The sequence below is a fragment of the Betaproteobacteria bacterium genome, assembly GCA_016194905.1.
Classification (GTDB): domain Bacteria; phylum Pseudomonadota; class Gammaproteobacteria; order Burkholderiales; family JACQAP01; genus JACQAP01.
The window spans coordinates 1-25,906 of record JACQAP010000026.1; the positions used below are offsets into that span (position 1 = coordinate 1).

General features: G+C 54.9%; 27 protein-coding genes. 24 read left to right on the forward strand and 3 right to left on the reverse strand.

Annotation, left to right across the window (positions count from 1 at the left end; all coding sequences use genetic code 11):
- Both HY067_17140 and HY067_17145 read left to right on the forward strand, forming a co-directional pair.
- On the forward strand, positions 1 to 143 hold a 143-nt coding region (locus HY067_17140), incomplete at its 5' end, for a channel protein TolC (GenBank protein ID MBI3529677.1).
- A 14-nt stretch (positions 144 to 157) separates the two neighbouring features.
- A complete protein-coding gene (locus HY067_17145; GenBank protein ID MBI3529678.1) occupies positions 158 to 748 on the forward strand; it encodes a 5-formyltetrahydrofolate cyclo-ligase in 591 nt (196 codons plus the stop codon).
- 11 nt (positions 749 to 759) lie between these two features.
- On the opposite strand, the gene waaA is transcribed toward HY067_17145, so the two are convergent.
- Both waaA and waaC read right to left on the reverse strand, forming a co-directional pair.
- Positions 760 to 2,004, reverse strand: a complete 1,245-nt coding sequence (waaA, locus tag HY067_17150; protein MBI3529679.1) for a lipid IV(A) 3-deoxy-D-manno-octulosonic acid transferase — start codon at positions 2,002 to 2,004, stop codon at positions 760 to 762.
- Positions 2,001 to 2,981, reverse strand: coding sequence for a lipopolysaccharide heptosyltransferase I (waaC, locus tag HY067_17155; GenBank protein ID MBI3529680.1), 981 nt, complete (start codon positions 2,979 to 2,981; stop codon positions 2,001 to 2,003). The genes waaA and waaC overlap by 4 nt, the downstream gene beginning before the upstream one ends.
- 83 nt (positions 2,982 to 3,064) lie before the next feature.
- Between waaC and rfbB the strand changes: the two genes are divergently transcribed.
- Genes rfbB through rfbD form a run of 4 tightly spaced genes read left to right on the forward strand, consistent with a single transcriptional unit; the run spans position 3,065 to position 6,448 of the window.
- A complete protein-coding gene (rfbB, locus tag HY067_17160; protein MBI3529681.1) occupies positions 3,065 to 4,147 on the forward strand; it encodes a dTDP-glucose 4,6-dehydratase in 1,083 nt (360 codons plus the stop codon).
- Entirely contained in the window at positions 4,144 to 5,025 is an 882-nt protein-coding gene (gene rfbA / locus HY067_17165) for a glucose-1-phosphate thymidylyltransferase RfbA (GenBank protein MBI3529682.1), read from the forward strand. The genes rfbB and rfbA overlap by 4 nt, the downstream gene beginning before the upstream one ends.
- On the forward strand, positions 5,022 to 5,567 hold the full coding sequence (rfbC, locus tag HY067_17170) for a dTDP-4-dehydrorhamnose 3,5-epimerase (protein MBI3529683.1): 546 nt from the start codon (positions 5,022 to 5,024) through the stop codon (positions 5,565 to 5,567). Before rfbA ends, rfbC begins: the two co-directional genes overlap by 4 nt.
- Complete coding sequence (rfbD, locus tag HY067_17175; GenBank protein ID MBI3529684.1) at positions 5,567 to 6,448, forward strand: dTDP-4-dehydrorhamnose reductase; 882 nt, start codon at positions 5,567 to 5,569, stop codon at positions 6,446 to 6,448. Before rfbC ends, rfbD begins: the two co-directional genes overlap by 1 nt.
- Positions 6,449 to 6,594: 146 nt before the next feature.
- Here rfbD and HY067_17180 read toward each other — a convergent pair whose 3' ends face one another.
- Complete coding sequence (locus HY067_17180; protein MBI3529685.1) at positions 6,595 to 8,010, reverse strand: mannose-1-phosphate guanylyltransferase/mannose-6-phosphate isomerase; 1,416 nt, start codon at positions 8,008 to 8,010, stop codon at positions 6,595 to 6,597.
- Between the two features lie 192 nt (positions 8,011 to 8,202).
- On the opposite strand from HY067_17180, the gene gmd reads away from it, so the two are divergent.
- From gmd to HY067_17270, 18 genes are all read left to right on the forward strand, one after another.
- The gene (gene gmd, locus HY067_17185; GenBank protein MBI3529686.1) at positions 8,203 to 9,288 is read left to right on the forward strand and encodes a GDP-mannose 4,6-dehydratase; all 1,086 of its coding nucleotides are present in this window, start codon (positions 8,203 to 8,205) and stop codon (positions 9,286 to 9,288) included.
- 52 nt (positions 9,289 to 9,340) lie between these two features.
- The gene (locus HY067_17190; GenBank protein MBI3529687.1) at positions 9,341 to 9,589 is read left to right on the forward strand and encodes a type II toxin-antitoxin system Phd/YefM family antitoxin; all 249 of its coding nucleotides are present in this window, start codon (positions 9,341 to 9,343) and stop codon (positions 9,587 to 9,589) included.
- Positions 9,586 to 9,969 carry a type II toxin-antitoxin system VapC family toxin gene (locus HY067_17195; GenBank protein MBI3529688.1) on the forward strand — a complete coding sequence of 128 codons (384 nt, stop codon included), beginning with the start codon at positions 9,586 to 9,588 and terminating at the stop codon, positions 9,967 to 9,969. The genes HY067_17190 and HY067_17195 overlap by 4 nt, the downstream gene beginning before the upstream one ends.
- Before the next feature lie 42 nt (positions 9,970 to 10,011).
- Positions 10,012 to 10,305 (forward strand): helix-turn-helix domain-containing protein, encoded by a 294-nt coding sequence (locus HY067_17200; protein ID MBI3529689.1) that lies wholly within the window; start codon positions 10,012 to 10,014, stop codon positions 10,303 to 10,305.
- A gap of 106 nt (positions 10,306 to 10,411) precedes the next feature.
- A complete protein-coding gene (locus HY067_17205; GenBank protein ID MBI3529690.1) occupies positions 10,412 to 11,377 on the forward strand; it encodes a GDP-L-fucose synthase in 966 nt (321 codons plus the stop codon).
- 73 nt (positions 11,378 to 11,450) lie between these two features.
- Entirely contained in the window at positions 11,451 to 11,804 is a 354-nt protein-coding gene (locus tag HY067_17210) for a MarR family EPS-associated transcriptional regulator (protein MBI3529691.1), read from the forward strand.
- Positions 11,805 to 11,933: 129 nt separating this feature from the next.
- Entirely contained in the window at positions 11,934 to 12,929 is a 996-nt protein-coding gene (pseB, locus tag HY067_17215; protein ID MBI3529692.1) for a UDP-N-acetylglucosamine 4,6-dehydratase (inverting), read from the forward strand.
- A complete protein-coding gene (gene pseC, locus HY067_17220; GenBank protein ID MBI3529693.1) occupies positions 12,926 to 14,086 on the forward strand; it encodes a UDP-4-amino-4,6-dideoxy-N-acetyl-beta-L-altrosamine transaminase in 1,161 nt (386 codons plus the stop codon). Before pseB ends, pseC begins: the two co-directional genes overlap by 4 nt.
- Positions 14,087 to 14,367: 281 nt before the next feature.
- Positions 14,368 to 15,459: an N-acetylneuraminate synthase family protein gene (locus tag HY067_17225; GenBank protein MBI3529694.1), complete on the forward strand. Its 1,092-nt coding sequence runs from the start codon at positions 14,368 to 14,370 to the stop codon at positions 15,457 to 15,459.
- A 10-nt stretch (positions 15,460 to 15,469) separates the two neighbouring features.
- Entirely contained in the window at positions 15,470 to 16,084 is a 615-nt protein-coding gene (hisH, locus tag HY067_17230) for an imidazole glycerol phosphate synthase subunit HisH (GenBank protein MBI3529695.1), read from the forward strand.
- 3 nt (positions 16,085 to 16,087) lie between these two features.
- Positions 16,088 to 16,864, forward strand: a complete 777-nt coding sequence (gene hisF / locus HY067_17235; protein ID MBI3529696.1) for an imidazole glycerol phosphate synthase subunit HisF — start codon at positions 16,088 to 16,090, stop codon at positions 16,862 to 16,864.
- Positions 16,861 to 18,153 carry an N-acetyl sugar amidotransferase gene (locus tag HY067_17240; protein MBI3529697.1) on the forward strand — a complete coding sequence of 431 codons (1,293 nt, stop codon included), beginning with the start codon at positions 16,861 to 16,863 and terminating at the stop codon, positions 18,151 to 18,153. Before hisF ends, HY067_17240 begins: the two co-directional genes overlap by 4 nt.
- 13 nt (positions 18,154 to 18,166) lie before the next feature.
- Positions 18,167 to 18,793, forward strand: a complete 627-nt coding sequence (locus HY067_17245) for a methyltransferase domain-containing protein (protein ID MBI3529698.1) — start codon at positions 18,167 to 18,169, stop codon at positions 18,791 to 18,793.
- 82 nt (positions 18,794 to 18,875) lie between these two features.
- Positions 18,876 to 19,571 carry an acylneuraminate cytidylyltransferase family protein gene (locus HY067_17250; protein ID MBI3529699.1) on the forward strand — a complete coding sequence of 232 codons (696 nt, stop codon included), beginning with the start codon at positions 18,876 to 18,878 and terminating at the stop codon, positions 19,569 to 19,571.
- Positions 19,572 to 21,089, forward strand: coding sequence for a UDP-2,4-diacetamido-2,4,6-trideoxy-beta-L-altropyranose hydrolase (pseG, locus tag HY067_17255; protein MBI3529700.1), 1,518 nt, complete (start codon positions 19,572 to 19,574; stop codon positions 21,087 to 21,089).
- Positions 21,089 to 22,147 carry a pseudaminic acid synthase gene (pseI, locus tag HY067_17260; GenBank protein MBI3529701.1) on the forward strand — a complete coding sequence of 353 codons (1,059 nt, stop codon included), beginning with the start codon at positions 21,089 to 21,091 and terminating at the stop codon, positions 22,145 to 22,147. The genes pseG and pseI overlap by 1 nt, the downstream gene beginning before the upstream one ends.
- Positions 22,144 to 23,913, forward strand: a complete 1,770-nt coding sequence (locus tag HY067_17265; GenBank protein MBI3529702.1) for a hypothetical protein — start codon at positions 22,144 to 22,146, stop codon at positions 23,911 to 23,913. The genes pseI and HY067_17265 overlap by 4 nt, the downstream gene beginning before the upstream one ends.
- A gap of 18 nt (positions 23,914 to 23,931) precedes the next feature.
- Positions 23,932 to 25,734, forward strand: coding sequence for an ABC transporter ATP-binding protein (locus tag HY067_17270; protein ID MBI3529703.1), 1,803 nt, complete (start codon positions 23,932 to 23,934; stop codon positions 25,732 to 25,734).
- The last annotated feature ends 172 nt before the right edge of the window (positions 25,735 to 25,906 follow it).

The window sequence follows — 25,906 nt, forward strand, 5'->3', positions numbered from 1 at the left end:
AACTGGCGGAGGCGCAGCGCAACCTGGCGCAGGCGCTGTATAACACGATCGTGAACCAGTTGAAGCTCAAGGCGGCGGTGGGCAAGCTCGCCGAAGCCGACCTGGCCGACGTCAACCTCCTCCTCAAGGACGACGCGCAGTAATCCGGAAGCGGCGCATGACCAGCGGCGCTGCGCTTTCTCCCGAAGCCCTCAAGCATGCCAAGGCGGCGCTACGGCAGACTATTCTTGCGCTTCGCGACGCTGCCGATGCCGCGAGTCGAAGCAGCAACTCGCAAACCATCACGCAGAAACTGTCCGCCCTTCCCGCTTATCGAGCAGCCAACGTCGTAGCGGCCTATGCGTCATTTGGCAGCGAACTCGATACGTCGGAATTCCTCGCAAGAGTCCTCACGGATGGCAAGCAACTCTTGTTGCCGCGAATAAACCGTGCGCAGCGAGCCCTCGAGTTGCGGCATGCGATCGACCTCGGCGCCGATCTCGTTTCGGGTGTATGGGGAATTCGCGAACCGGCGGAGCGCTGTCCGATCGTGTCCGTGACCAAAGTCGAGTTCATCCTGGTGCCGGGCGTCGCTTTTACGGCGCGCGGCGCGCGCCTGGGTTACGGCGGCGGTTTTTACGATCGTTTGCTGGCGTCACTCGATCGGCGCATTGCCCGCATTGCGGCCGTGTTCGAATTGCAAGTGGTGGATCACATTCCAGAGGGAGCACACGACCAGCGTGTAGATCAGGTCGTCACGGAGAAGTGAACGGCGGTCCCTCACCATTGGAGAAGCTCCAGCGTTTTCTCGGTGGCGCCGCGATGTGCGTCGGTAAAGCGTTTTCCCGCTTCGGACATTGCCTTGCGCCGATCTGAATCGTTCACCAGTTGGTTAATCGCACTACCCAATTCTCCTCCATCGGTTACCCGGATCGCCGCCCCGGCTTGGATTGCGCCGTGCGTCGCGTCCTCGAAATTGAACGTATACGGGCCGATGATCACCGGCCGGCCGACGGCACAGGCTTCCAGCAGGTTCTGGCCGCCCAGCGGCAGCAGGCTGCCCCCGATGAACGCAATATCGCAGGCGACGTAGTACGCGAACATCTCTCCCATCGAATCGCCAATGACGATGCTGGTATCCGCCTCGATCGGCCGATTCTCGCTGCGGCGTTGAACCTTGTGCCCGCGCTGTTGCACCAGCGTCGCGACCTCCTCGAATCGTTGGGGGTGGCGCGGCACGATGACGGTCAGCAACTCCGGAATTTCAGAGTCGGCGAGCGCATCCAGAATCATCGTTTCCTCACCTTCTCGCGTGCTCGCGGCCAGGAATACGGGCCTTCGCGTGCCGAACGAATCGCGCAGAGTGACACCGAGCGCCAGCATTTCTGCAGGCGCGAGACGGTCAAATTTTATATTTCCGGTAATGCTCACATCTGCCGCGCCGAGCTCGACGAGCCGTTGCGCATCGCGATCGGTCTGCGCGCCGATGCCCGACAACGTCGACAGCGCATTGCGCGTCAGCCCGCCGATGCGCCGATAGCCGTGCGCGGATTTTTCAGACATTCTGGCGTTCACCAGATAGACGGGAACAGCCGCCTGAACGCTGGCCTGGATCAGGTTCGGCCAGATCTCGGTCTCCATGAACACGCCGACCACCGGGCGGAAGCGGCGCAGGAAGCGGCGCGTTGCCCAGCCGAAATCGTAGGGCAGGTAACAGCGCTCGACATGGTCGCCATAAAGATCCACGCCGGTCTGGCGTCCCGTCGGCGTGCCGTGCGACAGAAGAATCCGGTGTTCGGGATGACGTGCCCGCAACGCCTTGATGAGAGGTTCCGCCGCTCGCGTCTCGCCTACCGAGACGGCGTGAATCCAGATGACCCGCGATGGCATGTTGTCCGGGAACCCCCCAAATCGCTCGCCGACATGATCGAGGTACGCAGGCTGCTTGCGCGCTCGCCATACAAGGTGCAGCAACGCCCATGGGAGCAGCAGGTAAAGCATCAACGAGTAAAGCGCGCGGCTCAAATTTTTCCCAAGAGACGTTTTATTGCGTGCGCGACTTCATCGGCAGACGGCGTCATGCCGATGCCACCGAGATTCAACGCGCGGGAAGAACCGTGAAGACCTGTCGCGGCGGGATCGGTTGCGCGATAGAGCCCGATCGTCGGCCGGCCAAGCGCGACCGCCAGATGCGTCAATCCGGTATCCACGCCGACGACCATCCGCGCTCCGGACATCAGCGCTGCCAGTTGATCCAAGCCCAGCGCCGGTGGCATTCGCGCACCGGGAATTCGCGCAGCCAGTCTTTCGCTGCGTTGCCGCTCTTCAGCGTTGCCGAATGGGAGCACACTGATCATGCCCTGCGCGGCAAGGTATTCGCCGATTCGGACCCAATCATTCTCCGGCCATTCCTTTCTTGTAGCGCTGGTAGCATGCAGCAACACGGCGAATTCACCCGCGCCCTTCACGGGAAATGCGGACTCGAGAGACGCCGTGCTTTCCGGTTGAGTGGCAATTCCGTATTCGGGTGTTTCGGAAATCGCATAACCGAGCGCCTTGGACGCCAGGGAGCGATTGCGCTGGACCGCGTGCGCCGACCAGGACACCGCGTGTACGTTGTCGTAGAACATCCGCAGCGGCGCGCGCGAGCTCTTCCAGTCGAGCCCGTGGCTGCGGCCATTCGCCATCCATGCCAGCAGTGCGCTCTTGAGAAGGCCCTGCGTGTCGATGACTTCGTCGTATTGAGTTTGGCGAAAACGGCACCGCAGGTCGGCAAATTCTCTTCGGGTGCCTGCGGCGAACGGATGCTTGCGCCAGCGGCGTATCGAAACGGGGATTACCTGGTCGACTCCCGGATGCAATCCGGGAATGGCGCTGAAAGCTTCTTCCACCACCCAGTCGATGCGGCAATCGGGCATGGCTGCGCGCAGATCGCCGACCACGGGAAGATTGTGGACGACGTCGCCCATCGACGAAGTCTTGATCAGAAGTATGCGGGGCACGCGGCTCGGATTTCGGGTTCGACTGGATGCGCGATTATCCCTAGAATGGCGACCTTTAGACAGACGTGACTACGCAGCACGGGATGACGCAGACTTGCATCATCGTGACCGGGGGGGCTGGGTTTATCGGCGCCAACTTCATCCAGCAATGGATCTCGACTGAACCGGCGGCCGTGATCAATCTGGACAAGCTGACCTATGCCGGCAATCCCGCCAGCTTGCGCGCAGTAGAGTCGAACCCGAACTATGCTTTCACGCGCGCGGATATCGGAGACTTCGACGCGGTTTCCGGATTGCTGGCGCGCCGGCAACCGGTTGCAGTCGTGAATTTCGCCGCGGAGAGTCATGTCGATCGCTCGATCCACGGTCCCGGCGAATTCGTCCGGACGAACATGGTCGGCACGTTCCAGTTGCTCGAAGCGGTGCGCGGCTACTGGTCTGCATTGCCGGCCGATGCCAGGCAGCGATTCCGGTTCTTGCATGTTTCCACCGACGAGGTCTACGGGTCGTTGCTGCCCGGCGAAGCGCCGTTCACCGAGCAGACGCCTTACGCACCGAACAGCCCGTATTCCGCGTCGAAAGCGGCTTCCGATCATCTGGTGAGGGCTTATCATCACACCTATGGCCTGCCGACCATTACAACGAATTGTTCCAACAATTACGGCCCCTACCAGTTCCCGGAAAAGCTGATCCCGCTGATCCTACTCAACGCGTTGGCGGGTAAACCGCTGCCGGTCTACGGCGATGGCATGAACGTGCGGGACTGGTTGTTCGTCGGCGACCACTGCGCGGCGATCCGCCTGGCTCTGAGGAAAGGCCGTCCGGGCGAAACATACAACATCGGCGGAAACAACGAGCGTGCGAACATCGATGTCGTGCGCACGATCTGCGGGATACTCGACGAATTGCGGCCGGCGCAGAACCGGAAACCTTACGAGACCCTGATCAAGTTCGTTGCCGACCGGCCCGGCCATGACCGCCGCTATGCGATCGACTCAACGAAAAGCAGCAACGAGCTTGACTGGAAGCCCGCCGAGACTTTCGAAACCGGCATCCGCAAGACCGTGCGCTGGTATCTGGACAACCCTGATTGGGTGCAGGGCGTAGTCAGCGGCGAATACCGCAAGTGGATGGAAAAGAACTACGACAAACGGGAGGCGACGTGAAAGGGATATTGTTGGCCGGTGGATCCGGTACGCGGCTGTATCCGGTCACGCAGGTCGTCTCGAAGCAGCTGCTTCCCGTGTACGACAAGCCGATGGTGTATTACCCGCTAACGACGCTGATGCTCGCCGGCATCAGGGACATTCTGGTCATTTCCACGCCGCAGGACACCCCGCGATTCCAGAACCTTCTTGAGGATGGCACCAAGTGGGGCATCAACCTGTCGTACAAGGAGCAGCCGTCTCCAGATGGATTGGCGCAGGCGTTCATCATCGGACGGGATTTCGTCGGCAGGGATTCCAGCGCGTTGGTGCTGGGCGACAATATCTTCTACGGCCACGATCTTTCGATCCGCCTGCAAAAGGCGACGAAAAACACCACGGGAGCGACGATTTTCGCTTACCAGGTGACGGACCCGCAGCGCTACGGGGTCGTGGAATTCGACAGCGCGGGGCGCAAAGCCAAAAGCATAGAGGAAAAGCCGAAGCAGCCGAAGTCCCGCTACGCCGTTACCGGCCTCTATTTTTACGACAATGACGTCCTCGATATCGCGGCATCGCTGACACCGTCGGCGCGTGGCGAACTGGAAATCACGGACGTCAACAGACGCTACTTGGAGCGCGACCGGTTGTGGGTGGAAAAACTGGGACGGGGTGATGCCTGGCTCGACACCGGTACGCACGAAAGCCTTCTGGAAGCATCTCAATTCATTTCGACCATTGAGCACCGGCAGGGGCTGAAAATCGCCTGCCCGGAAGAAATCGCCTATCGGCTCGGCTATATCGGCGCGGACCAATTGCAGGAACTGGCGAGACTCATGGCCAACAGTGCTTATGGCCGCTACCTGCTGGATGTTCTCAAAGACCCGGTCTCCGGATGAAAGTCACACCAGGTGCATTGCCGGAGATCCTCATGCTCGAGCCGCGCGTGTTCGGCGACGAGAGGGGTTTTTTTCTGGAAAGCTACAATCAGCGCGTATTCCGGGAAGCCACCGGCATCGATGCGAACTTCGTGCAGGACAACCACTCGCGTTCCGCGCGTAACGTTCTTCGCGGTCTTCACTATCAACTGAAGCAGGCGCAGGGCAAACTGGTAAGAGTCGTGGCGGGGGAAGTGTTCGACGTCGCCGTGGACCTGCGTCGTTCATCGCCCCGCTACGGACGCTGGATGGGGCTTCAATTGTCCGCTGAAAACAAGCGCATGTTGTGGATCCCGGCGGGATTCGCCCATGGCTTTCTGGCGCTTTCCGAGTTTGCCGAAGTTCTCTACAAAGCTACCGACTATTACGCACCGGAGCGTGAACGCTGCGTGTTGTGGAATGATCCCGACATCGGTGTCGACTGGCCGCTCACCGGCGTGCCGCTGGTTTCAGAAAGGGATGGCCGCGGCGTCGCGCTGAAACTCGCCGAGACTTTTCCCTGATGCGCATTCTCGTTACCGGCGGCTCCGGACAGGTGGGTTGGGAACTGCGTCGCACGCTCGCGATTTTCGGTGAAGTCGTCACGCCGACGCGCGATGTTCTGGATCTCGCTTCGGCGGATTCCATCGTCGCCACCGTTCGCGGCGTGCGTCCGAACCTGATCGTCAATGCAGCCGCTTATACCGCGGTGGACAAGGCGGAATCGGAGTCGGAACTGGCCATGCAGATCAACGGGGAAGCGCCGCGCATTCTTGCCGAAGAAGCGGCCCTGCAGAACGCCGCGCTGATCCACTATTCGACGGACTATGTGTTCGACGGCCGCAAGGCGGAGCCTTATCGTGAAGACGACGAAGCCGCGCCGATCAATGTCTACGGCCGGACCAAACTCGCCGGCGAACAGGGTGTGACGGCCGCAAGAGCGGCGCATCTCATTTTCCGTACAAGCTGGGTATACGGATCGCGTGGAAGAAACTTCCTTCTGACAATGCTCCGGCTCGCGAAGGAGAGAAAAGAACTCAAAGTTGTCGACGACCAGATTGGCGCGCCCACCTCGGCGCGACTGATCGCCGAAGCGACCGCTGGTGCGATTGCAAGGATCTTCGTCGATGGAGGGTTCAATCTGGATCGTTTCCGGCAAATGGGCGGCCTCTATCATCTGACCGCGGCCGGTCGTACGACTTGGTACGGGTTTGCCCAGGCGATCCTGATGGGCAAACAGGGTATGGCGAAGGTGTCGCCGATCCTCACTTCCAGTTACCCGACCCCGGCCCGGCGCCCACAGAATTCGGTGCTCGACAACAGCAAGCTGGAGAGGCAATTCGGGTTCAGCTTGCCCGATTGGAAAGTGGGTCTGCAACTATGTATCGAGGAGCTTAGCGGGTGAACAGCGCAGTTACCTGGCAGAAAATGCTTCTGTTTTTACACTTCTCGAGCAAGTTTCCAGGGTAGTGAACGGTCTCTGGAAGAATGTCCGGCTGTAAAGGTCTTTTACCGTTAACCATTAACCGTTAACCGTTAACCGTTCGCTGTTCACTGCCTCTTATAGTCGTCCTCCAGGCGGACGATGTCGTCCTCGCCCAGATAGCTTCCCGATTGCACCTCGATCATGTGCAGCGGCATCTTGCCGACATTCTCCAGCCGATGGCGGGCGCCGAGTGGAATGTAAGTCGACTGGTTCTCGGACAGCAGCAGTGTCTCCTCACCCCGGATCACCTTTGCCGTCCCCGAGACTACGACCCAGTGTTCGGCGCGGTGATGATGCATCTGCAATGACAGCTTGGAGCCCGGCTTGACCATGATGCGCTTGACCTGGAAGCGCTCGCCGATGTCGAGCCCTTCGTAATAGCCCCAGGGACGATAGACCCGTTTGTGGACCAGATACTCGTCGCGCTGCTTGGCCTTGAGCGCGTCGACCACCCTTTTGACTTCTTGCGAACGGTCTTTGTGAGTGACCAGAACTGCGTCCGATGTTTCGACGATGATCAGGTCTTTCACGCCCACTGCGGCGACCAGCCGATGTTCCGCGCGTACGTAACAGTTATGAATATCGTCGGCATGAACGTCACCGACCGTCACATTGCCGGTGGCATCCGGCTGGCCGGCCTGCCACAATGCGGTCCATGAGCCGATATCGCTCCAGCCGATATCGGCTTCAACCACGACCGCATCGTCCGTCTTTTCCATGACGGCGTAGTCGATCGACTCGGCAGGCGAGGCCAGGAAGGCTTTTTCGTCCAGGCGTACGAAGTCGAGATCCCGCGTGCTCGCGGCCCAGGCGGCCTTTGCAGCTTCGAAAATATCCCTGCGGTATTTGCCGAGTTCTTCCAGGTAACGCGACGCCTTGAATACAAACATGCCGCTATTCCAGTAAAACCGGCCGGAAGCGATGAATTCGCGTGCACGCGCTTCGTCCGGCTTTTCGATGAATCGCGCAACCCGGTAGCAATGCGCAGTTTTCTCGACCGGAGCGCCACGCTCGATATAGCCGTAGCCCGTTTCCGGCTCTCTCCCGACGATACCGAAAGTCACGAGCCGGCCGTTGCCTGCGGCCGCTGCTGCATTGCCGACCATTTCATGAAAGCGCGCGACATTGCGGATCAGGTGATCCGCCGGGAGCACGAGCATGATGCCGTCGGGATCTGTTTCCGCGACGTGCAGGGCGGCGACTGCCACTGCGGGCGCGGTATTGCGGCCCGCGGGTTCCAGGATCTGCGCTGCTGCCGTCACGTCGATCTCGCGCAACTGCTCCGCGGCGAGGAAGCGGTGGTCGTTGCTGCACACAAGTACCGGGCCTTTCAGTCCTGCGATCCCGTCCAGGCGCAACAGCGTTTCCTGCAACATGGTCTTGCCGCTGACCAATGGCAGGAATTGCTTTGGCAGGAGGGCGCGCGACAGCGGCCACAATCTGCTGCCGGAGCCGCCGGAGAGTACGACGGGAAAAATCATGCGTATACCTTGTTTGTGCGCGAACTTACTGCCGGCTTTTCTTTCCGAGGGTAGTCAAATCGCTTAAAATCGAAGCCCATGACAACTTGCTTTCCTGTCGTCAAAGGGCGACTGACAAATGTTGCAGTCGCCTTATAACGTGTCTGCCGAGCCGTCCCCAGAGTATACAGAACCATTCCCAGATTCCGAACCATGAGCAAAGTCGCGCTGATCACCGGTGTTACCGGCCAGGATGGAGCCTACCTCGCGGAGTTTCTGCTGCGCAAAGGCTACGTCGTCCATGGCATCAAGCGCCGCACATCACTTTTCAATACCGATCGGATCGATCACCTGTACCAGGATCCGCACATATCTGACCGGAACTTCATTCTCCACTACGGCGACATGACGGATTCGAGCAGTCTGGTACATGTGATTCAGAAAACACAGCCGGACGAACTCTACAACCTCGCCGCGCAAAGTCATGTCGCGGTGTCGTTCGAGGAGCCCGAGTACACCGCAAACTCGGACGCACTCGGGACCCTGCGGATTTTGGAAGCCATCCGCATACTCGGCTTGAGCAAGAAGACGCGCTTTTACCAGGCCTCGACCTCGGAGTTGTATGGTTTGGTGCGCGAGAGCCCGCAGAAGGAAACGACGCCTTTCTATCCGCGCTCGCCGTACGGCGTAGCGAAGCTGTACGCTTACTGGATCACCGTGAACTATCGCGAGGCGTACGGGATGTTCGCCTGCAACGGCATTCTTTTTAACCACGAAAGCCCGGTCCGCGGCGAGACCTTCGTCACACGCAAGATCACCCGCGCTCTCGCGCGCATCAAGCTCGGGCTGCAGGATTGTTTGTATCTCGGCAACATGGATTCGTTACGCGACTGGGGACATGCGCGGGATTACGTGAAGGCGATGTGGCTGATGCTGCAACAGCAGCAACCCGAAGACTTTGTAATCGCCACCGGTGAGCAGCACAGCGTGCGTGAATTCGTCGATGTGGCCGCGCGCAAGCTCGACCTCAAGATAAAATGGTCGGGTAAAGGCGTGGACGAAAAAGCGGTGAACGAAAAAGGCAAGACGGTGGTCGCGGTCGATTCGCGCTACTTCCGCCCCGCGGAGGTCGAAACCCTGCTGGGCGATCCGTCAAAGGCGAGAAGCAAGCTGGGGTGGTCTGCCAAGGTTGGCTTTGAGCAGTTGGTCGAGGAAATGGTCATCGAAGACTTGAAATCCGCGGAGCGCGACGAATTGGTCAAAAGCCACGGCCACCGGCCCTACGATTACCACGAGTGATTCTCCCGTTCCATTGCCCTTCTTAGCTAACTTGACTAAACTTGCGGCAATCATGGAAACCGTCAACATTCACGAAGCCAAGACACAGCTATCGCGGCTTATCGAACGCGTAAGAACCGGCGAGGAGGTCGTGATCGCGAAGGCTGGCAAGCCCGTCGCCCGGCTGGTACCGGTGGTCCCGGCGGGCATTGTGCGCAAACCCGGTTCTCTCAGAGGGCGGATACGCATCGGTCGGGACTTTAACGCACCGCTTCCGGAGGGGGTAATCGCAGTTTTCGAAGGCCGTGCAGCTCGCCGATGAGGTTGCTCATTGATACGCACCTGCTGCTCTGGTGGCTGGCCGGAGGAGTCAGGCTTCCGCGGCGCGCACGGGGATTTCTGGCAGATACTTCGAATCAGGTCTTTTTCAGTGCGGCCAGCATATGGGAGGTTTCCATCAAGGCGGCTCTTGGGAAGATCGAGGCTGACTCGAATGAAATGCTCGTCGCTCTTCGCTCAGGCGGCTTCGAAGAACTACCGGTAACCGGCCGGCATGCTTCGGCGGTGATGCGACTGCCTGACCATCATCGCGATCCTTTCGATCGAATGCTCGTCGCGCAGAGCCTGGTGGAGTCGCTCGTTCTGCTGACAGACGATCGAGTTCTCTCGAAATATGGAGCTACTGTCATCGTAACGATTTGATTCGCGCGTCACACATCGCCGAGCTGACAAACGCCTTCAAGCATGGATAAGGAACATTTTGATCAACTGGTGAAGGCGGTTCGCCAGATGAATCGGCATATGGCGGGCAAGGTTGTACGTGGCGTGAAGACGACCGAATTTGCAGAGCCCGATGTGCGCGCGATCCGCGAGGCAGCAAAGATCAACCAGTCGCAGTTCGCCAGGCTCATTGGCGTAAACCTGCGCACGCTGCAGAACTGGGAACAGCGCCGTACACGGCCGTCCGGTCCGGCGCGGGTATTGCTCAAAATTGTAGCGTCCGATCCAAAGTCGGCGATCGAGGCGCTGAACGCCTGACCCTGTGTGAATGAATTTCCGAATGCTTGCCGGGTAGGCTAGCGAAGAGATGATTGCCTTTCTCCGTTCACCATTTACCGTTAGCTGTTCACCGGCGCGTCGATAGATGAAGCTCGACGCGCGAATCTACGTCGCGGGCCATCGTGGCCTGGTGGGCTCGGCGATCGTGCGCCGCCTGCATGCGGCTGGTTACACCAGTATCATTACCCGCACGCATGCCGAACTCGACTTGATCGATCAACGCGCGGTCAAGCAGTTCTTCGAGGCTGAACGTCCGGAATATGTTTTCCTGGCTGCGGCCAAGGTCGGCGGAATTCTGGCGAATGACACCTTTCCGGCGGAGTTCATCCACGAGAACCTGGCGATCCAGACCAACGTCATCCATGAAGCCTGGCGCGGCGGCGTCAAGCGCTTGCTCTTTCTGGGATCGTCCTGCATCTATCCCCGCGATTGTCCGCAACCCATCAAGGAAGAATATCTGCTGACCGGACCGCTCGAGCCGACCAACCGCGCCTATGCGATCGCCAAGATTGCGGGCATCGAGATGTGCTGGTCTTACAATCGCCAGTACGGGACCCGCTTCCTGGCCGCAATGCCGACCAATCTCTATGGGCCTGGCGACAACTACAATCTGCAGACGTCTCATGTCTTGCCGGCACTTATTCGCAAGATGCACGAAGCAAGAGCGCGCGGTGATTCCGAAGTCGTTGTTTGGGGGACGGGCAGACCGCGAAGGGAGTTTCTCTACAGCGAGGACATGGCGGATGCCTGCGTGACACTCATGAGCATGAAGGACGAATCTTTCAATGTCCAGGCGACACACTATCCACCATTGATCAATATCGGATGCGGCGTGGATCTGACCATAAGAGAACTGGCCGGACTCGTTGCAAACACGGTCGGGTTCAAAGGCGCATTGAAATTCGATACCTCCAAACCTGACGGTACGCCTCGCAAGTTGCTCGACGTCGGACGGCTGTTTTCCCTCGGTTGGCGTCCCGCCATCCAGCTTGATGTCGGCATAAAAGCCGCCTACCTCGACTTCCTGCAACGCCAGCCGGTGACGGCCTGAGCGAAATCTCCACTTGATTTTGTTGGGTTTTGCCGGTTTAATGCGCGTACTGTTCAATCATTGAACGCAGTCGATGCTGACCGACGAATACCGATACCGCATTCTCAAGATTCTCGAAAACAACCCGGCCGCGAGCCAGCGTGAGATTGCCCGCGAGCTGGGCGTCAGCCTGGGGCGAGTCAATTATTGCCTGCAGGCTTTGGTGGAAAAAGGCCTGATAAAGGTCAACAACTTCCGCCGGAACGAAAGCAAGCGCGCCTATCTCTACTACCTCACCCCGAAGGGCATGCAGGAAAAGGCAAGGGTCACTGTCCGTTTCCTGAAGGTCAAACTCGATGAATATGAGAACCTGAAGCAGGAGGTGGCGCAGCTTCAGCGGGAAGCCAGCAGGCTGCGACGCCCGGATCAAGTTGGAAAAGGGAAATGAGCCGTGAGTTCCGACGTCAATCAACGGATGAAAGCAGATCTCTGACGCCTGTGATACTTACCCGATCGCTTTATGCACAAACCTTACGAGCCTGTATGCAACGCGCCAGCCTGAATTCGGGAGGAATCCTTGTTCGACAATAAATCAATACTAATTACGGGAGGAACAGGTTCTTTTGGTCGAGCCTTTGTCCGCAGAATATTGGCGGACTGGAAGCCAAAGCGACTCGTTGTTTTTTCTCGTGACGAACTCAAGCAGTATGAGATGAGTCAGGAGTTTAATGCCCCTGAGATGCGTTACTTCATTGGTGATGTACGAGATCGCGAGCGACTCACGCAAGCGATGCGCAGTATCGACATCGTTGTGCATGCAGCCGCACTCAAACAAGTGCCTGCAGCTGAATACAACCCGATGGAATGCGTGAAGACCAACGTTCATGGTGCCGAAAACGTCATCGGCGCAGCGATAGAAAATGAAGTGGAAAAAGTAATTGCACTGTCCACCGACAAGGCCGCGAACCCGATTAATCTCTATGGAGCAACTAAGTTGGTCTCGGACAAGCTTTTTGTCGCGGCTAACAATCTAGCTGGCGGCCACAGGACTCGTTTTGCGGTGGTGCGATATGGAAACGTAGTTGGATCGAGGGGATCGGTTGTGCCGCTATTTCGCAAAATGCTGACCGAAGGGATACTCGAATTACCAATCACCGATGAGCGCATGACTCGGTTTTGGATCACGATTGAGCAGGGCGTCAACTTCGTATTTAAGAATCTAGAGCGAATGCAGGGGGGTGAGATCTTTGTGCCAAAGATACCTTCCGCAAAGATCCTGGACCTTGCTGAGTCCATGGCGTCCGGCATGCCGACTAGAGTGATCGGCATTCGCCCCGGTGAGAAGCTTCACGAGACCATGTGTCCAAAGGACGATTCGCATCTCACGCTGGAGTTTGCAGATCACTACGTCATTCGACCGACAATTCAATTTTCCATACCTGTGGATCATACGACCAATGCTTTAGGTGAAACGGGGACGGCTGTTCCCGCGGGGTTTGAGTACAACTCCGGCACTAATCCTTGGGTTCTTTCTCTGACGGAGTTGAAGTGCCTTCTCGCGGACTACGTGTGATTCCGTACGCTCGCCAGAGTATTTCGAAGGCAGACATCGATGCGGTTAGCGAGGTTCTTCGCTCCGATTGGCTAACGCAGGGCCCCGCGATAGGTCGATTCGAGATTGATGTTTCGGATTACTGCAATGCCCGTCATGCCGTTGCACTTCATAGTGCTACGGCGGCCCTCCACCTCTCCTGCCTCGCCCTTGGCCTGCAAGCCGGAGATTGGCTGTGGACGTCCACGAATACTTTCGTCGCTTCCGCGAACTGTGCACGATATTGTGGCGCCAATGTCGATTTTGTCGATATTGACCCGGAGACATACAACATTTCCGTAGATGCCCTTAAGGAGAAACTAGCTCGTGCAGAAAAGAAAGGTGTGCTACCAAAGATCGTTGTTCCTGTCCATTTCTCCGGACACCCTTGTGACATGCCTGCAATTGCAGATCTGGCGCTGAGGTACGGCTTTCGTGTTGTAGAGGATGCATCCCATGCTATCGGTGCGGAGGTTCTGTCAGGCAAGGTTGGCAACTGTAGGTACTCGGACGTAACGGTCTTCAGCTTTCACCCCGTCAAGATTCTGACGACGGGGGAAGGAGGGATGGTCTTGACCAACGACGATGCGGTCGCAAAGCGTCTGCGGTTGTTAAGGACGCATGGAATTACTCGTGATCCGGGAGAGATGACAAAGGAAAGCGAAGATCCATGGCAGTACGAGCAGATTGAACTTGGATTCAACTATCGCATGACCGACATTCAGGCGGCTCTGGGTTCAAGCCAGTTGGTAAGGTTGGATGAATTCATTTCTCGCAGGGTACATTTGGCTAGGCGATATCAACTCTGCTTAGAAGGGCTACCAATAAAGTTGCCAAGAGAAAGTCCCGAGGTAAAGTCGTCTTGGCACCTGTACGTAATCAATATCGATGTCAGCAAGGCTAATGTGTCTAGAAGACAAGTCTATGACTCAATGCGTGAGCATGGTGTTGCCGTGAACGTACATTACATTCCCGTTCATCTACAACCCTACTATCGGGCTTTGGGTTATGGCGAGGGATACTGTCCCGTCGCGGAAAAATACTACCAGCAAGCATTGAGCTTGCCATTGTTTTTCGCGCTGACGGATTCAGAACAAGATTTAGTGGTAGACGCATTGCGCAAAGCGCTACACGCTTGAGCACAGCACTTCAAACTACGAATCTACGCTTCCAGATTCTGTTGCGGCAATTCACAGACAATTGAAAAGGCGTTGAGCAATTTGGAGTTCAACCTAGTTCTTATGGCAGACCCCGGCATGAGACCTTTAACTCAAGGGTCCGAGATGGATGACGTTGCGCTGAATAGACAGCGATTCGCCCCGACTAGACAAGCGGAGTTGCTTGGGACATCGATGTGGAACTTGGTCGCACCCCCGAATACTAGGAACTTAACCTCACCTTTTTTCCAAGGAAACCTACCATGTCCTTCAAGATAGGGTCCCGACTTATCGGAGACGGCCAACCATGTTTTGTTACCTTCGAGGCCGGTCCTACGCACGATGGGTTGCAGACTGCCATGAAACTGGTACAAGCAGCCGCGGATGCTGGTGCCGACGCAGTGAAGTTTCAGATTCTCGATCCGGAACGACTGGTTGCGGACAAAAAACAGCCATTCTCTTACCAGATTCTGATTGATCGAAAGACCGGGGAAACAAAGGAGAAGTCTGAACCTCTTTACGATATTCTCAAAAGACGTTCGCTCACCAAATCAGAATGGAAAGATCTTAAATCATTCTCCGATTCTCTCGACCTGGCATTTTTCGCGACGGTGAGCTTTGAGGCCGAAGTCGATTTTCTTGCTGAGCTTGGCTGTGATTCCATCAAGATAGCTTCGGGCGATGTCAATCACTTTCCCCTCATTGAATACGCGGCAAGAACGGGAATATCCCTTCAGTTGGACACCGGCAACTCAACGATCGGAGAAATTGAGGCGGCTATAGATGTAATAAGCAGAACCGGCAACGACAGAATTATCATTCATCATTGTCCTTCTGGGTACCCCGCGCGTCGTGAGGGAATCAACCTTCGAGTAATTCAAACACTCAAGGCCATGTTTCCCTACCCGACAGCATTCTCTGATCATACGCCGGGCTGGGACATGGATATTGCCGCCGTATGCCTGGGCGCAAATATGGTTGAGAAGACCATAACACTGGACCGCACCACCCCCAGCGTTGAACACATCATGTCCATAGAGGGTAAGGACATTTCCCGGTTTGTTGTTGTAATAAGAGATATCGAGGCTGCTTTCGGAAGTCCGCGTCGCATCATGCAAGAGGTGGAAATTCGCAAACGAGATTTGGTTCGCCGCAGTATCTTCGTCAAGCGCGACTTGCGCGCAGGAGAGATTTTAACCATTGTCGACATCGATTTTAGAAGGCCCGGCCTTGGCATACCGCCTTCGGAGGTGGATCGAATCTTAGGGAGGGCCATTGCGGTGCCCAAGGCATCCGGACAAATGCTTCGCTACGAGGATCTCGTTGCGCCGACATCCTCCGCTAGTAGTTCATAAAGAGAAGGGAATGTCTAATTCAATTGCAATCGTTGACTATGGGATGGGAAACATTCGGTCCATCCTCAATGCACTTCGCGAAGTGGGGTCGGATGGAGAATTGATCAGTAATCCCAGTGATATTGCACGGCGAAGCAAATTGATTCTGCCCGGAGTTGGCGCATTTGGGGAGGCTATGAACAATTTGCGCCAATCTGGCGTTGACGAGGCGCTCGAAAAGGCGAGGCAAGCCGGTGCAAGCGTTCTCGGAATCTGCCTCGGGATGCAATTGATGTTTAGTGTTTCCGAAGAAGGCGGTGTTCACCAAGGATTGGATTGGATAAAAGGTCGCGTGATTCGCTTTCCAGACCAACCGGATTTACGAGTTCCACATATGGGATGGAATGAACTTACTTTCACCCGAAACCATGATTTGACGGTTGATGTTGGTGATGGCTCCGATGTCTACTTTCTTCACAGCTTTCATTGTGCCTGTGAGCATCCTGAAGATGTGCTCGCGACATCGGATTATGGCCTGCGGTTTACCGCAATGTTTGCTCACGACAATCTGTATGGAATCCAGTTTCATCCGGAAAAGAGTCAGCACCCGGGCCTGACAATGCTTCGTAACTTCGCGCAAATGTGAGTCGTGCTAAAAACTCGATTAGTTGCTGTTCTCATACTTGCGGATGGGCGGGTGGTGCAGAGTGTTCGATTCAAGCATACGAACGCAATTCACTACGATCCTATTCACGCCATAGAATGCTTCAATAAATGGGCTGTTGATGAAATTGTGATGTTGAATGTATCTCGGAACCCAGACTCTCGCAGCGCCTTTTCGGATGCAGTCGGAGCAGTTTCGTCATCCTGCTTTGTGCCACTCTCTGCAGGAGGATGGATTGACGATGAAGATTTCGCGGCGAATTTGCTGAGCAATGGTGCGGACAAGTTGGTGATAAATACCGCATTGGCGGATTCGCCGGAACTGGTATCCAGGCTATCCGCCCGGTACGGCGCGCAATGTATTGTCGCTTCAATGGACGTCAAGCGTGATGATTCTGGGGACACGCACATCGTCGTTGATCGCGGCAGTAGAGTGGCCTTCAATGATCCCGTATCGTGGGCGTGCCAAGCCGAGGCACTGGGTGCGGGTGAGATATTCTTCAATTCTGTCGACCACGATGGTGCGCGCAAGGGATACAACCTCGATATTCTTCAGAAAATATGTTCTGCCGTCCGCATACCTGTAATTGCATTTGGGGGCGTATTTTCCTGGCAACATCTGGTTGAGGGTGTCCACGTGGGTGCTTCCGCGGTTGCAGCAGCAAATATCTTTCACTACACAGAACACAGTACCAAGAAAGCTAAGCGCTATCTCGCGCAAGCAGGAATCTTGGTCCGCAACGAAGGACAAACAAAGGTATGAAATATTGCGCGCGCTGTCTGTATCCGGAGAACGCGAAGCCTACAATCATTTTTGATGAAGAAGGCGTCTGCAGCGGTTGTCGTTACCACGAAAGCCGGCAAAAACTGGAGGTAAACTGGGATGAGCGTCTAAAGATGCTCGAGAAGATCCTGGATGAGGCTCGGCAAATGGCTCGAACGCGCGGTAATAGTCATGATTGCATCGTGCCCGTCAGTGGCGGAAAGGATTCGCACTTCCAGGTTTGGTTACTGAAAAAGAAATATGGTATGAATCCGCTCCTCGTTACATTCAACCATGCCTACAACAGCCCATCAGGGCTCAGAAACCTGGCAAATCTCGTCGAGCGTTCAGGATGCGATTTGGTTAGATATACGGCTGGGGTTGATTCTGTGCGCCGGGTCTCACGCTACATGCTTGAGAAAGTGGGTGACCTAACGTGGCACTACCATGCCGGCATTCGAACCTTGCCGTTTCAAATCGCTGTGCAATACAACATTCCGCTAATAGTGTGGGGCGAGCATGGGTTTGCAGAGCTTACTGGCATCGTTTCGCTGGAGGATTTCGTCGAGTTTACCCGGTGGACGCGCAAAGAGCATGACATGCGCGGCTACGAACCGACTGACCTTATTGGAAAGGGCGGTATTACGCTTGGCGACGTGCGTCCTTACATCTATCCCAGTGATGAAGAGATTGAGCGCACAGAAGTGCGCGGCATTTACCTAAGCAACTTCGTTAACTGGGACGCGAAATCTCACGCCGAGGCTATGATCAAGGAATGGAATTTCGCTCCGGTCACATACGAGCGCGAGCGCACCTTCAACCTTTACGCGAAGATTGAAGATCACGCAAACGATGTCCACGACTACTTGAAGTACCTCAAATTCGGTTACGGCCGGGCGACCGACGACGCAAGCATGGAGATTCGCCATGGTCGCATGACGCGCGAGGAGGGAATAGAGATGGTGCGTCGCTATGATGCCAATGAACCGTCGAGTTTGGGGTATTACTGCAACTTTTTTGGAATCGAGGAAAGACACTTCTATGATCTAGTTGAGCCTATGAGAGATCCCTCTATTTGGGCAAGAGATAAGCAAGGAGAATGGGTGCCACTTGATGCCGCCGACCGTCACAATATCGGTCCAGAGGAAGAGTCTGCGCGACAAAAACTGTCACCTGACCGTGCGCTGTCTGAGGTAAATCGACATCTTTATTTCAATCCAGTAAACCCACCCTTGCCTAGCGGCATATCCGCCCTTGATGAGCGGCCAGACACTTTCAAAATATTTTAGAAATGGCACGCACATGGATACCAAACAATTACAGTTGTGGAAATCGGCATTTGGCGCCGAGTACGCAAGTCGTGAGGGTAATCGCATCTCCACGAAAAATCTCCGACGTTTGATGCGCGACTGGGGGCGGATGCTTGAGCATGCCGTCACGCCACATCCTGAGAGCGTACTCGAAGTGGGCTGTAATATTGGTCGAAATCTTGTAGCGCTACAGGGATTTGTGGAAGAACTTCATGCTGTGGAACCCAATAGTGAAGCTGTCCGCACTGCACGCGCAAATCCTGTATTGAAAGGGGTCAACATCGAAGAAGGGAGTGGATTCGATCTTGCCTTCCCTGATAGCAGTGTTGATCTTGTTTTTACATCAGGAGTTCTAATCCACGTAGCACCTGAAGATCTTGAAAAAGTAACGAGCGAAATAGTACGCGTTGCGCGGCACTACGTCTTATGTATTGAGTATTTTTCCCACCAACCGGTTCAAGTCCCCTATCACGGAAGAGAAGGATATCTTTTTAAGAGAGATTTTGGTCGCGTCTATTTGGAGAAATTTCCCGATCTTAGAGTCCTTGACTACGGCTTTCTCTGGGAACCCCTGGATTCCAGTGACAATTCGAATTGGTGGTTATTCGCAAAGCGCTAAGGCGTATTTTTCTTACAAGACAATGCACCGTCCAAAAAGTCGAGTCCTGGGTCTCATTCCCGCGAAGGGGGGATCGGTGCGTGTGGCGCGTAAAAACTTGCGTCGAATTGGTGGTAAGGCGCTCCTGCAGTGGGCAATTGACGCTGGCCTGCGCTCCGGGTGTCTGGACAGACTGGTGGTGAGTACCGAGGATAAAGAGGCGGCCGAAGTTGCGCGCGCGGGTGGGGCGGAGGTGCCATTCATGCGCCCTGACTATTTGGCGCGTGATCCATACGGTGTGGTTGATGTGTGCTTACATGCACTCGAAAAACTGGAAGCTGCTGGCGACAGTTTCGATCACTTGGTAGTTCTGCTTCCTACTAGTCCCTTCCGTAGAGCGCATCACATTGCCGAAGCGCTCAATCGTTACATTGAACTCAAAGCAGATTTTCTCATGAGCGTGTCGCAACTAGATTACTCCTTGCTGGCAGCTCATACACTCCGCGACAGCTTTATGGAGCCTCTACATCCGGAGTGGATCGGCAGGCTTGGGGCAAACGCAAAGAAGGGGGAATTGCCAGAACTGGTAAAGTCAAACGGGGCAGTTACGATTGTCAATGTTGCTCGCTTTCGTACCGAGCGCAAATACTATGTTTACCCGCTAGCGGCCTATCCAATGCCCTGGCCTGCCGGTCTGGATGTGGATACGGAGGAAGACATGCTCCTCGCTGAAGCCCTATTAACCTCAGGACGTGTTTCCGTCGACGATACTAGGGTTGGACCGGGAATGCAGTCATAGATGCGCGTGCTTATCCGAACTGACGCATCCGAAGCGATAGGGATTGGCCATCTCATTCGCTGCCTTACTCTTGCTTCTGCAATCCAGAATGATGGCGCATCAGTGACTTTCGCTTGTGCTGAGTTGCCGCCAGCCGCTGAAAGAATGATTCGAGAGAAGGGATTTGAGTTAGTCAAGCTGAATGCGCCCTCGTACGCTAAGCGCACTCGGAACGAGGAGATACTGCCAAGCTTGGCCCAAGAGCGGGATGCTCAAGCCACTATCGCGGCTACGCCATCGACAAACTATGACTGGGTGGTGGTTGATCATTACGGACTTGCCGCAGACTGGGAACTGAGAATGCGAGACACCGGTCGTTGGCTCCTGGCCATCGATGACTTGTCGAATAGACCCCATCGTTGCGACGTGCTACTTGACCAGAACCTTCATCGAGGCGATGGGGCGGGCTACGATCAATACGTGCCGCTGGCATGCGAACGTTTGATAGGCCCTCGCTATGCCTTACTAGATTCGGCATTCGCTGTGGAAAAAACAAAATTGGATGAAAGTAAGCGCGACGGAGTGCTGATTAGCTTTGGCGGTAGCGACCCAAAGTCCATGACCTTGCCTGTACTCCAAGCATTGCTCGATCTTTCTCATGATGCTTTGCGCGTCGATGTGGTGGCGGGTGCTTTGAACTGTAACGTTGAGGCGATCAAGAAATTCGTGGCGGGTGTGTCCAACGTCTGGTTCCATCATGCTACCCATGATATGGCGCGACTGATGGCACGAGCGCGGCTTTATGTGGGGGCGGGTGGAATCGCAAGCTGGGAGCGCTGTTGTCTTGGCCTGCCGGGTGTGGTAGTGGCTGTCACCGAGAACCAAGAATCTCAGTGTCGAGTCCTAGATGACATTGGCAGCCACGTATACCTAGGAAACGCATCAAGCGTTACGCCGCAGGGGGTCGCACAAGCAGCTATGGCAGTCCTCGCGTCGCCCGCATGGATCGCCAGGCTCGCAGACCGATCCTCAGCGATCGTTGATGGACTTGGTGCCGTACGTGTCTCAGCCAGACTGACGGCTGGCGAAGTACGAGTGCGGGAGGCGACGAGACAGGACTCAGAAAAAATCCTGTATTGGCGTAATCACCCGATCATTAGAAAATACTCTGGAAACAGCGCTGAAATCAGCATAGACAATCATCACAACTGGTTCGAAAAAGTTCTCTCCGATCCTAACTGCCATCTGCTTATCGGTGAAGATGGCCAGGGTGCGTTGGGCGTTCTCCGGTATGACATTCTTCCGAAAGCTGCACGGGTGTCAATTTACGTCGTACCGAATCGATTGGGAAACGGCATCGGTGCAAAACTGCTGGCTGCCGGAGAACGATGGGTAATCGCGAGGTGCCCGGAAGTCGTCGCAATTAGTGCAATAGTTCATCCGGAGAACGGTGCTTCGATCCGTATGTTCGAAAACGCAGGATATCGCAAAGCCGAATTGCTGTTTTCCAAGAACCTCATCGGGAGAAAAATCGAGTGATACGCATCGCTTCGCGAGAGGTCGGAAATCATGCTCCGCCTTTCGTTATCGCCGAAATGTCAGGCAATCACAATCAGAGTCTCGACCGCGCCCTCGAAATCGTTGATGCAGCTGCAAAGGCAGGCGCCCATGCAGTAAAGATTCAGACTTACACGGCTGATACGATGACACTCGCCGTCGATGGCAAAGGATTCCAAATCGAAGACCGGAACAGCCTATGGGCGGGGAAGTCGCTGTACAAGCTTTACGAGGAAGCTCATACGCCGTGGGAATGGCACGAAGCAATATTTGATCGCGGTCGCAAGCACGGGATGATCTGCTTCAGTACACCGTTCGACGAATCTGCAGTCGTCTTCCTCGAAAAACTGAATGTGCCTTGTTATAAGGTTGCCTCATTCGAGAATACGGATATACCGTTGATCAGAAAGATTGCCGCAACGGGCAAGCCGATGATTATCTCGACCGGAATGGCAACCGTCGCGGAGTTGGACGAGGCCGTGAATGCTGCGCGTGCCGCGGGTTGCAAGGATCTCGTGTTATTGAAGTGCACCAGCACCTATCCGGCCACACCGGAAAACACCAATATTTCCACGATTCCGCACATGCGCGAGCTCTTCCAATGCCAAGTGGGTCTTTCCGATCACACAATGGGTACTGGGGTCGCAGTAGCGGCAGTAGCGCTTGGTGCCACGGTCATCGAAAAGCATTTCACACTGTCACGTGCCGACGGTGGAGTGGATTCTGCATTTTCCCTGGAACCTGCCGAATTTGCCACGCTGGTGGCAGATACCGAGCAGGCATGGCAGGCTCTGGGTCGGGTTTCGTATGGGCCAACCGAGGCCGAAAGGGAATCGCTAAAATTCCGCCGCTCGTTGTATGTAACTGCGGATATCAGCACTGGCGGGCTATTTGATACCAGTAACGTACGCGCCATAAGACCAGGGTTCGGCCTTCCGCCCAAGCATCTGGAAACCTTCCTTGGTCGGCGCGCGGCGCGCGACATCAAGCGCGGAACCCCGTTAACCTGGGACATGCTTGCCGGTTACGAGAAGATATGACCGTCGCACCAATGAAAGTCCTGTTCTTCTCTCCATATGCCGGGATCTGGCAGCATGCGATGCCGGAGGCCCTAGTAGCAGCCGAGTTGCAGCGATCTGGGGCCGATATAACTTACATAACTTGCGACGGAATCCTGTCGGCCGGATGCGGGGCGATGGCTGCCGCTGGAGTGTCGTATACCGCAGACATGGTTACGCGCCAAGGCATCTGCGCGAATTGTCGTCAGCAGCGCAACCTCATTGTTGACTCGATTAGGGTCGAGACGGTCAGTATGGATGCGCTCATCGACTCCGCTACCTTGGCGCTAATCGATCAGTCAGTCGAATCCATCACGACGCATTCCATGCTGGAATTTTCTGTGGAGGGTTTTCCCCTTGGCCGATATGCCCTGCACGATACGATCATCCGCTTTAAGCTTACGGACCTTATCGAGGTAACACCCGCAGCCTTCGAGCACTTCAAAGTCAGTTTGAAGCATGTGCTCATGGCGTTCTATGTGGCAAAGCAAGCGCTCGCAAAGTACAAGCCAGATCGAATTGTTACTTACAACACGCAGCACTCCATAAATTACGCGTTCATGAATCTGGCGGAACGCAATGGGATTGCCGTGTTCGGATTACACGCCAGCGGCAATATGGCCAAGCGGCTTACGGGCCTCTACGTATTTCGTCGAGATATGGTCGTCTTGTACCGAGAAATGATCCGGCTTTTCGAAGAAAAATTGCGCCATATACCGAGCGACGTCGCAGGAATTCGTGATGCGACGGATCACTATCTGGCCCTCACGTCCGGACGCATGATCTTTGTATATTCGGCCCCCAAACATGCAAAGCGATTTGATGTCCGGAGTTTCTTCGGGGTGAAGCCTCAACAAAAAGTGCTTCTTGCGACCCTCAGCAGTTACGACGAGCTATTTTCCAGCCAAACCATGGGCGTGATGAAGACATATCCATTGATCTTCCCAAGTCAAATCGAATGGATTGGCGAACTAATTGGATGGGTAAAAAACCGGCCAGACCTATTTCTAATTATCCGTGTTCACCCGCGCGAATTTCCCAATCGACGTGATCCCCTGCATTCGAGCCACGCGCGAGCACTCGCAGAGACCTTCGAGAATTTACCGTCCAACGTAAAGATCAATTGGCCGACCGACAACATATCGCTATATGACCTGGCCGTCGAAACCGATGTGGGCCTGAATGGATGGTCCAGCGCCGGCAAGGAATTGGCATTCCTGGGGATTCCTGTGGTCCTGTTCGCCAGCGAAATTCTCTATTATCCGGCTTCGCTAAACTTACTCGCTAAGGATAAGAACAATTATTTCACGCGTATCGACGAAGCACTTATAGAAGGATGGTCGATCGAACGCATCCGTCTAACTTATCGCTGGTTGGCGCTCGAATACACGCTGGCGACCATCGACATAAGCGATGGGTTCGATTTCCAAGAGGTTCGCGCCCCGTTTTTGCGACGTATATTCAATCGCCTAAAGCGATTGATCGATCCTCTCCATATTCAGCGCGCGCACGTACACGCCCTACGACGGCCGCTAAAGCAAGGAAGTAAAATCGTGCGCGCGATCCTGGAAGAAATACCTGTGTTCACCCTTCAGCTACAAGATCGCCGTTCTTTATCTGAGATAGAGGAAGAACGTCTCTTGCGCGCCGAGATTGGTCGTATTGTCGAACAAGTTTACGTCGATCAAAGTCATCTCAATTCCCCGCTTATTGGCCATTTGCATAAAGCAGTTCTGACAAACGATTAAGCACCCTCTCAATTAATAATGGCAAATATTGAGAGTGACCCGCTCATCGTCGCGCAACCCATAGCCACCGTGCGGCAGTTCCTCCTGCAGTTCATGGGTGCGTATAAGACAGCTGCCTTTCTTGGGGCGGCAGTGGCAATGTCGTTACTTGATTTGTTCGGCATCGCCATAATCTTTCCTTACCTTCAAGTGGCCACTAGCACAGGCACACAAACGGAACAAAGAGTTCTCGATTGGCTACCAAATTCGCTATCTTCCCTAGACCGCGGCAGCTTGTTACTAATGCTGAGTGCCATACTGATCGCGCTCTATGTCTTCAAAAGTGCATTGCAGGTCATATTGACGCGGTATCAGTACAAGGCGCTATCCCAGTTGACTGCCGTCCTCACGGACGACATGGTTTCCCACATCTTGCGGGCAAGATATGCGACTTTCCAAAAGACCGCCACTTCTGAGCTAGTCGGAGTTGCTTATTCGAACACGGTGCACGCGACGAATGCTTTTCAAGCTCTGACGCAAGTGCTGAACGAAGCACTCTTCCTGGGCTTATTGTTAATCGCCTTCCTTGTTGCGCAGCCTATGCTCGCCATTCTGTCCATATTTGTGTTGGCTTTGCTTTGTGCAGTTATCTATTTTGGGGTCATTCGCAGAACTACGGCTCTTGGGGTCGCATTGACTCGTATTGAAAATATCCGCTACAGGTTGCTCTTCTCGATTGTCAGCGCCATTCGCGATATCAATATCATGGGACTCGGAAAACTGTTTGACGATAGGAACAGAGAAGTGTCCGCACAATATGCAGAAGTCGCCTGGCGCCATAACCTCAACGGGGCGCTACCGCGCTTAGCTATTGAGCTTGTCGTGCTAGTAGGGTTGGTAGCTATCGCTTCTGCATACATTTTGCTTCAACTGCCCATTGAGAAAATTGCCCCGATGATTGGCGTAGCGGCAATAGCATCGGTCCGCACTGTACCGGGATTTTCCCGGTTAATTAGCTCTATAAATACCTATCGTTTCTCGAAACCCGTTGTTGAACGACTAATGTCAGTGCGAACCAATTTGGTTGCGGCAGAAAGTAGGCGGCATGACGACTCGCTCCAATTCAACAAAGTAATTGAACTTCGTGGTGTCGGATTCCACTACGGTGCAATGCAGACGCTTTCCAACGTTAATTTGACGATCAAGCGTGGGCAATCGATCGGCATTGTTGGTCCTTCCGGCTCTGGAAAAACCACGCTATTGGACCTTATTACCGGACTCCAACCCGCGGTCGAAGGTGAATTCTTCTGCGACGGAAAATTGTTCGATCCATTTCGCAGTAAGTCCATACGATCGATGATCGGGTATGTGCCGCAATCGATTACTCTGCTAGACGAGTCGATTGCGTTCAATATTTCATTCGAACACCAGCCAAATCCTGAGCGCTTGCAGCGAGCACTTCGCGTTGCCAACTTGGAAAAATTCATTTCATCGATTCCTGAGGGAGTGGAGACCTTGGTAGGCGAGAACGGTTTGCGGCTATCCGGAGGCCAAAGGCAAAGAATTGGAATCGCTCGCGCACTGTATCGCGATCCTGCGATTCTAGTTTTTGACGAGGCCACCAGCTCATTAGACACCATATCCGAGCGAGAATTGACGTCAGAAATCGATCAATTGCACGGACACATCACCATGATAATTGTTACCCATCGGCTGTCGACGATCGTCGGTTGCGATCGTATTTACATACTTTCTAAAGGGACAATCATGGCCAGTGGCACACACGAAGAGCTACTCGCAAAAAGTTCTCTGTACGGACAATTAAGCACTTCTCGAGAATAACGCGGGAGCCGTTAAGACCTCGTAGCTCTATGATGCATGCAATTGCATGGAAGCCATACTCGTTGAAAGCAACTGGACAAGATGGAATCGATCCGCGCCTCAATTGAACACCAACTGCTTGCTAGTCAGAGGAACACTCTGCAATTTGCACTCGATCAATCAGGCGGATAGT

What these genes read in the sequence shown, in the direction of transcription:
- pseG (MBI3529700.1), top strand. Translation starts at nt 19,572, where the DNA reads ATGCGCGTGCTTATCCGAACTGACGCATCCGAAGCGATAGGGATTGGC.
- HY067_17200 (MBI3529689.1), top strand. Translation starts at nt 10,012, where the DNA reads ATGGATAAGGAACATTTTGATCAACTGGTGAAGGCGGTTCGCCAGATG.
- HY067_17145 (MBI3529678.1), top strand. Translation starts at nt 158, where the DNA reads ATGACCAGCGGCGCTGCGCTTTCTCCCGAAGCCCTCAAGCATGCCAAG.
- HY067_17265 (MBI3529702.1), top strand. Translation starts at nt 22,144, where the DNA reads ATGACCGTCGCACCAATGAAAGTCCTGTTCTTCTCTCCATATGCCGGG.
- gmd (MBI3529686.1), top strand. Translation starts at nt 8,203, where the DNA reads ATGAGCAAAGTCGCGCTGATCACCGGTGTTACCGGCCAGGATGGAGCC.
- HY067_17245 (MBI3529698.1), top strand. Translation starts at nt 18,167, where the DNA reads ATGGATACCAAACAATTACAGTTGTGGAAATCGGCATTTGGCGCCGAG.
- hisH (MBI3529695.1), top strand. Translation starts at nt 15,470, where the DNA reads ATGTCTAATTCAATTGCAATCGTTGACTATGGGATGGGAAACATTCGG.
- HY067_17240 (MBI3529697.1), top strand. Translation starts at nt 16,861, where the DNA reads ATGAAATATTGCGCGCGCTGTCTGTATCCGGAGAACGCGAAGCCTACA.
- HY067_17225 (MBI3529694.1), top strand. Translation starts at nt 14,368, where the DNA reads ATGTCCTTCAAGATAGGGTCCCGACTTATCGGAGACGGCCAACCATGT.
- HY067_17205 (MBI3529690.1), top strand. Translation starts at nt 10,412, where the DNA reads ATGAAGCTCGACGCGCGAATCTACGTCGCGGGCCATCGTGGCCTGGTG.
- HY067_17270 (MBI3529703.1), top strand. Translation starts at nt 23,932, where the DNA reads ATGGCAAATATTGAGAGTGACCCGCTCATCGTCGCGCAACCCATAGCC.
- rfbC (MBI3529683.1), top strand. Translation starts at nt 5,022, where the DNA reads ATGAAAGTCACACCAGGTGCATTGCCGGAGATCCTCATGCTCGAGCCG.
- rfbB (MBI3529681.1), top strand. Translation starts at nt 3,065, where the DNA reads ATGACGCAGACTTGCATCATCGTGACCGGGGGGGCTGGGTTTATCGGC.
- HY067_17195 (MBI3529688.1), top strand. Translation starts at nt 9,586, where the DNA reads ATGAGGTTGCTCATTGATACGCACCTGCTGCTCTGGTGGCTGGCCGGA.
- HY067_17190 (MBI3529687.1), top strand. Translation starts at nt 9,341, where the DNA reads ATGGAAACCGTCAACATTCACGAAGCCAAGACACAGCTATCGCGGCTT.
- rfbD (MBI3529684.1), top strand. Translation starts at nt 5,567, where the DNA reads ATGCGCATTCTCGTTACCGGCGGCTCCGGACAGGTGGGTTGGGAACTG.
- HY067_17180 (MBI3529685.1), bottom strand. Translation starts at nt 8,010, where the DNA reads ATGATTTTTCCCGTCGTACTCTCCGGCGGCTCCGGCAGCAGATTGTGG.
- HY067_17210 (MBI3529691.1), top strand. Translation starts at nt 11,451, where the DNA reads ATGCTGACCGACGAATACCGATACCGCATTCTCAAGATTCTCGAAAAC.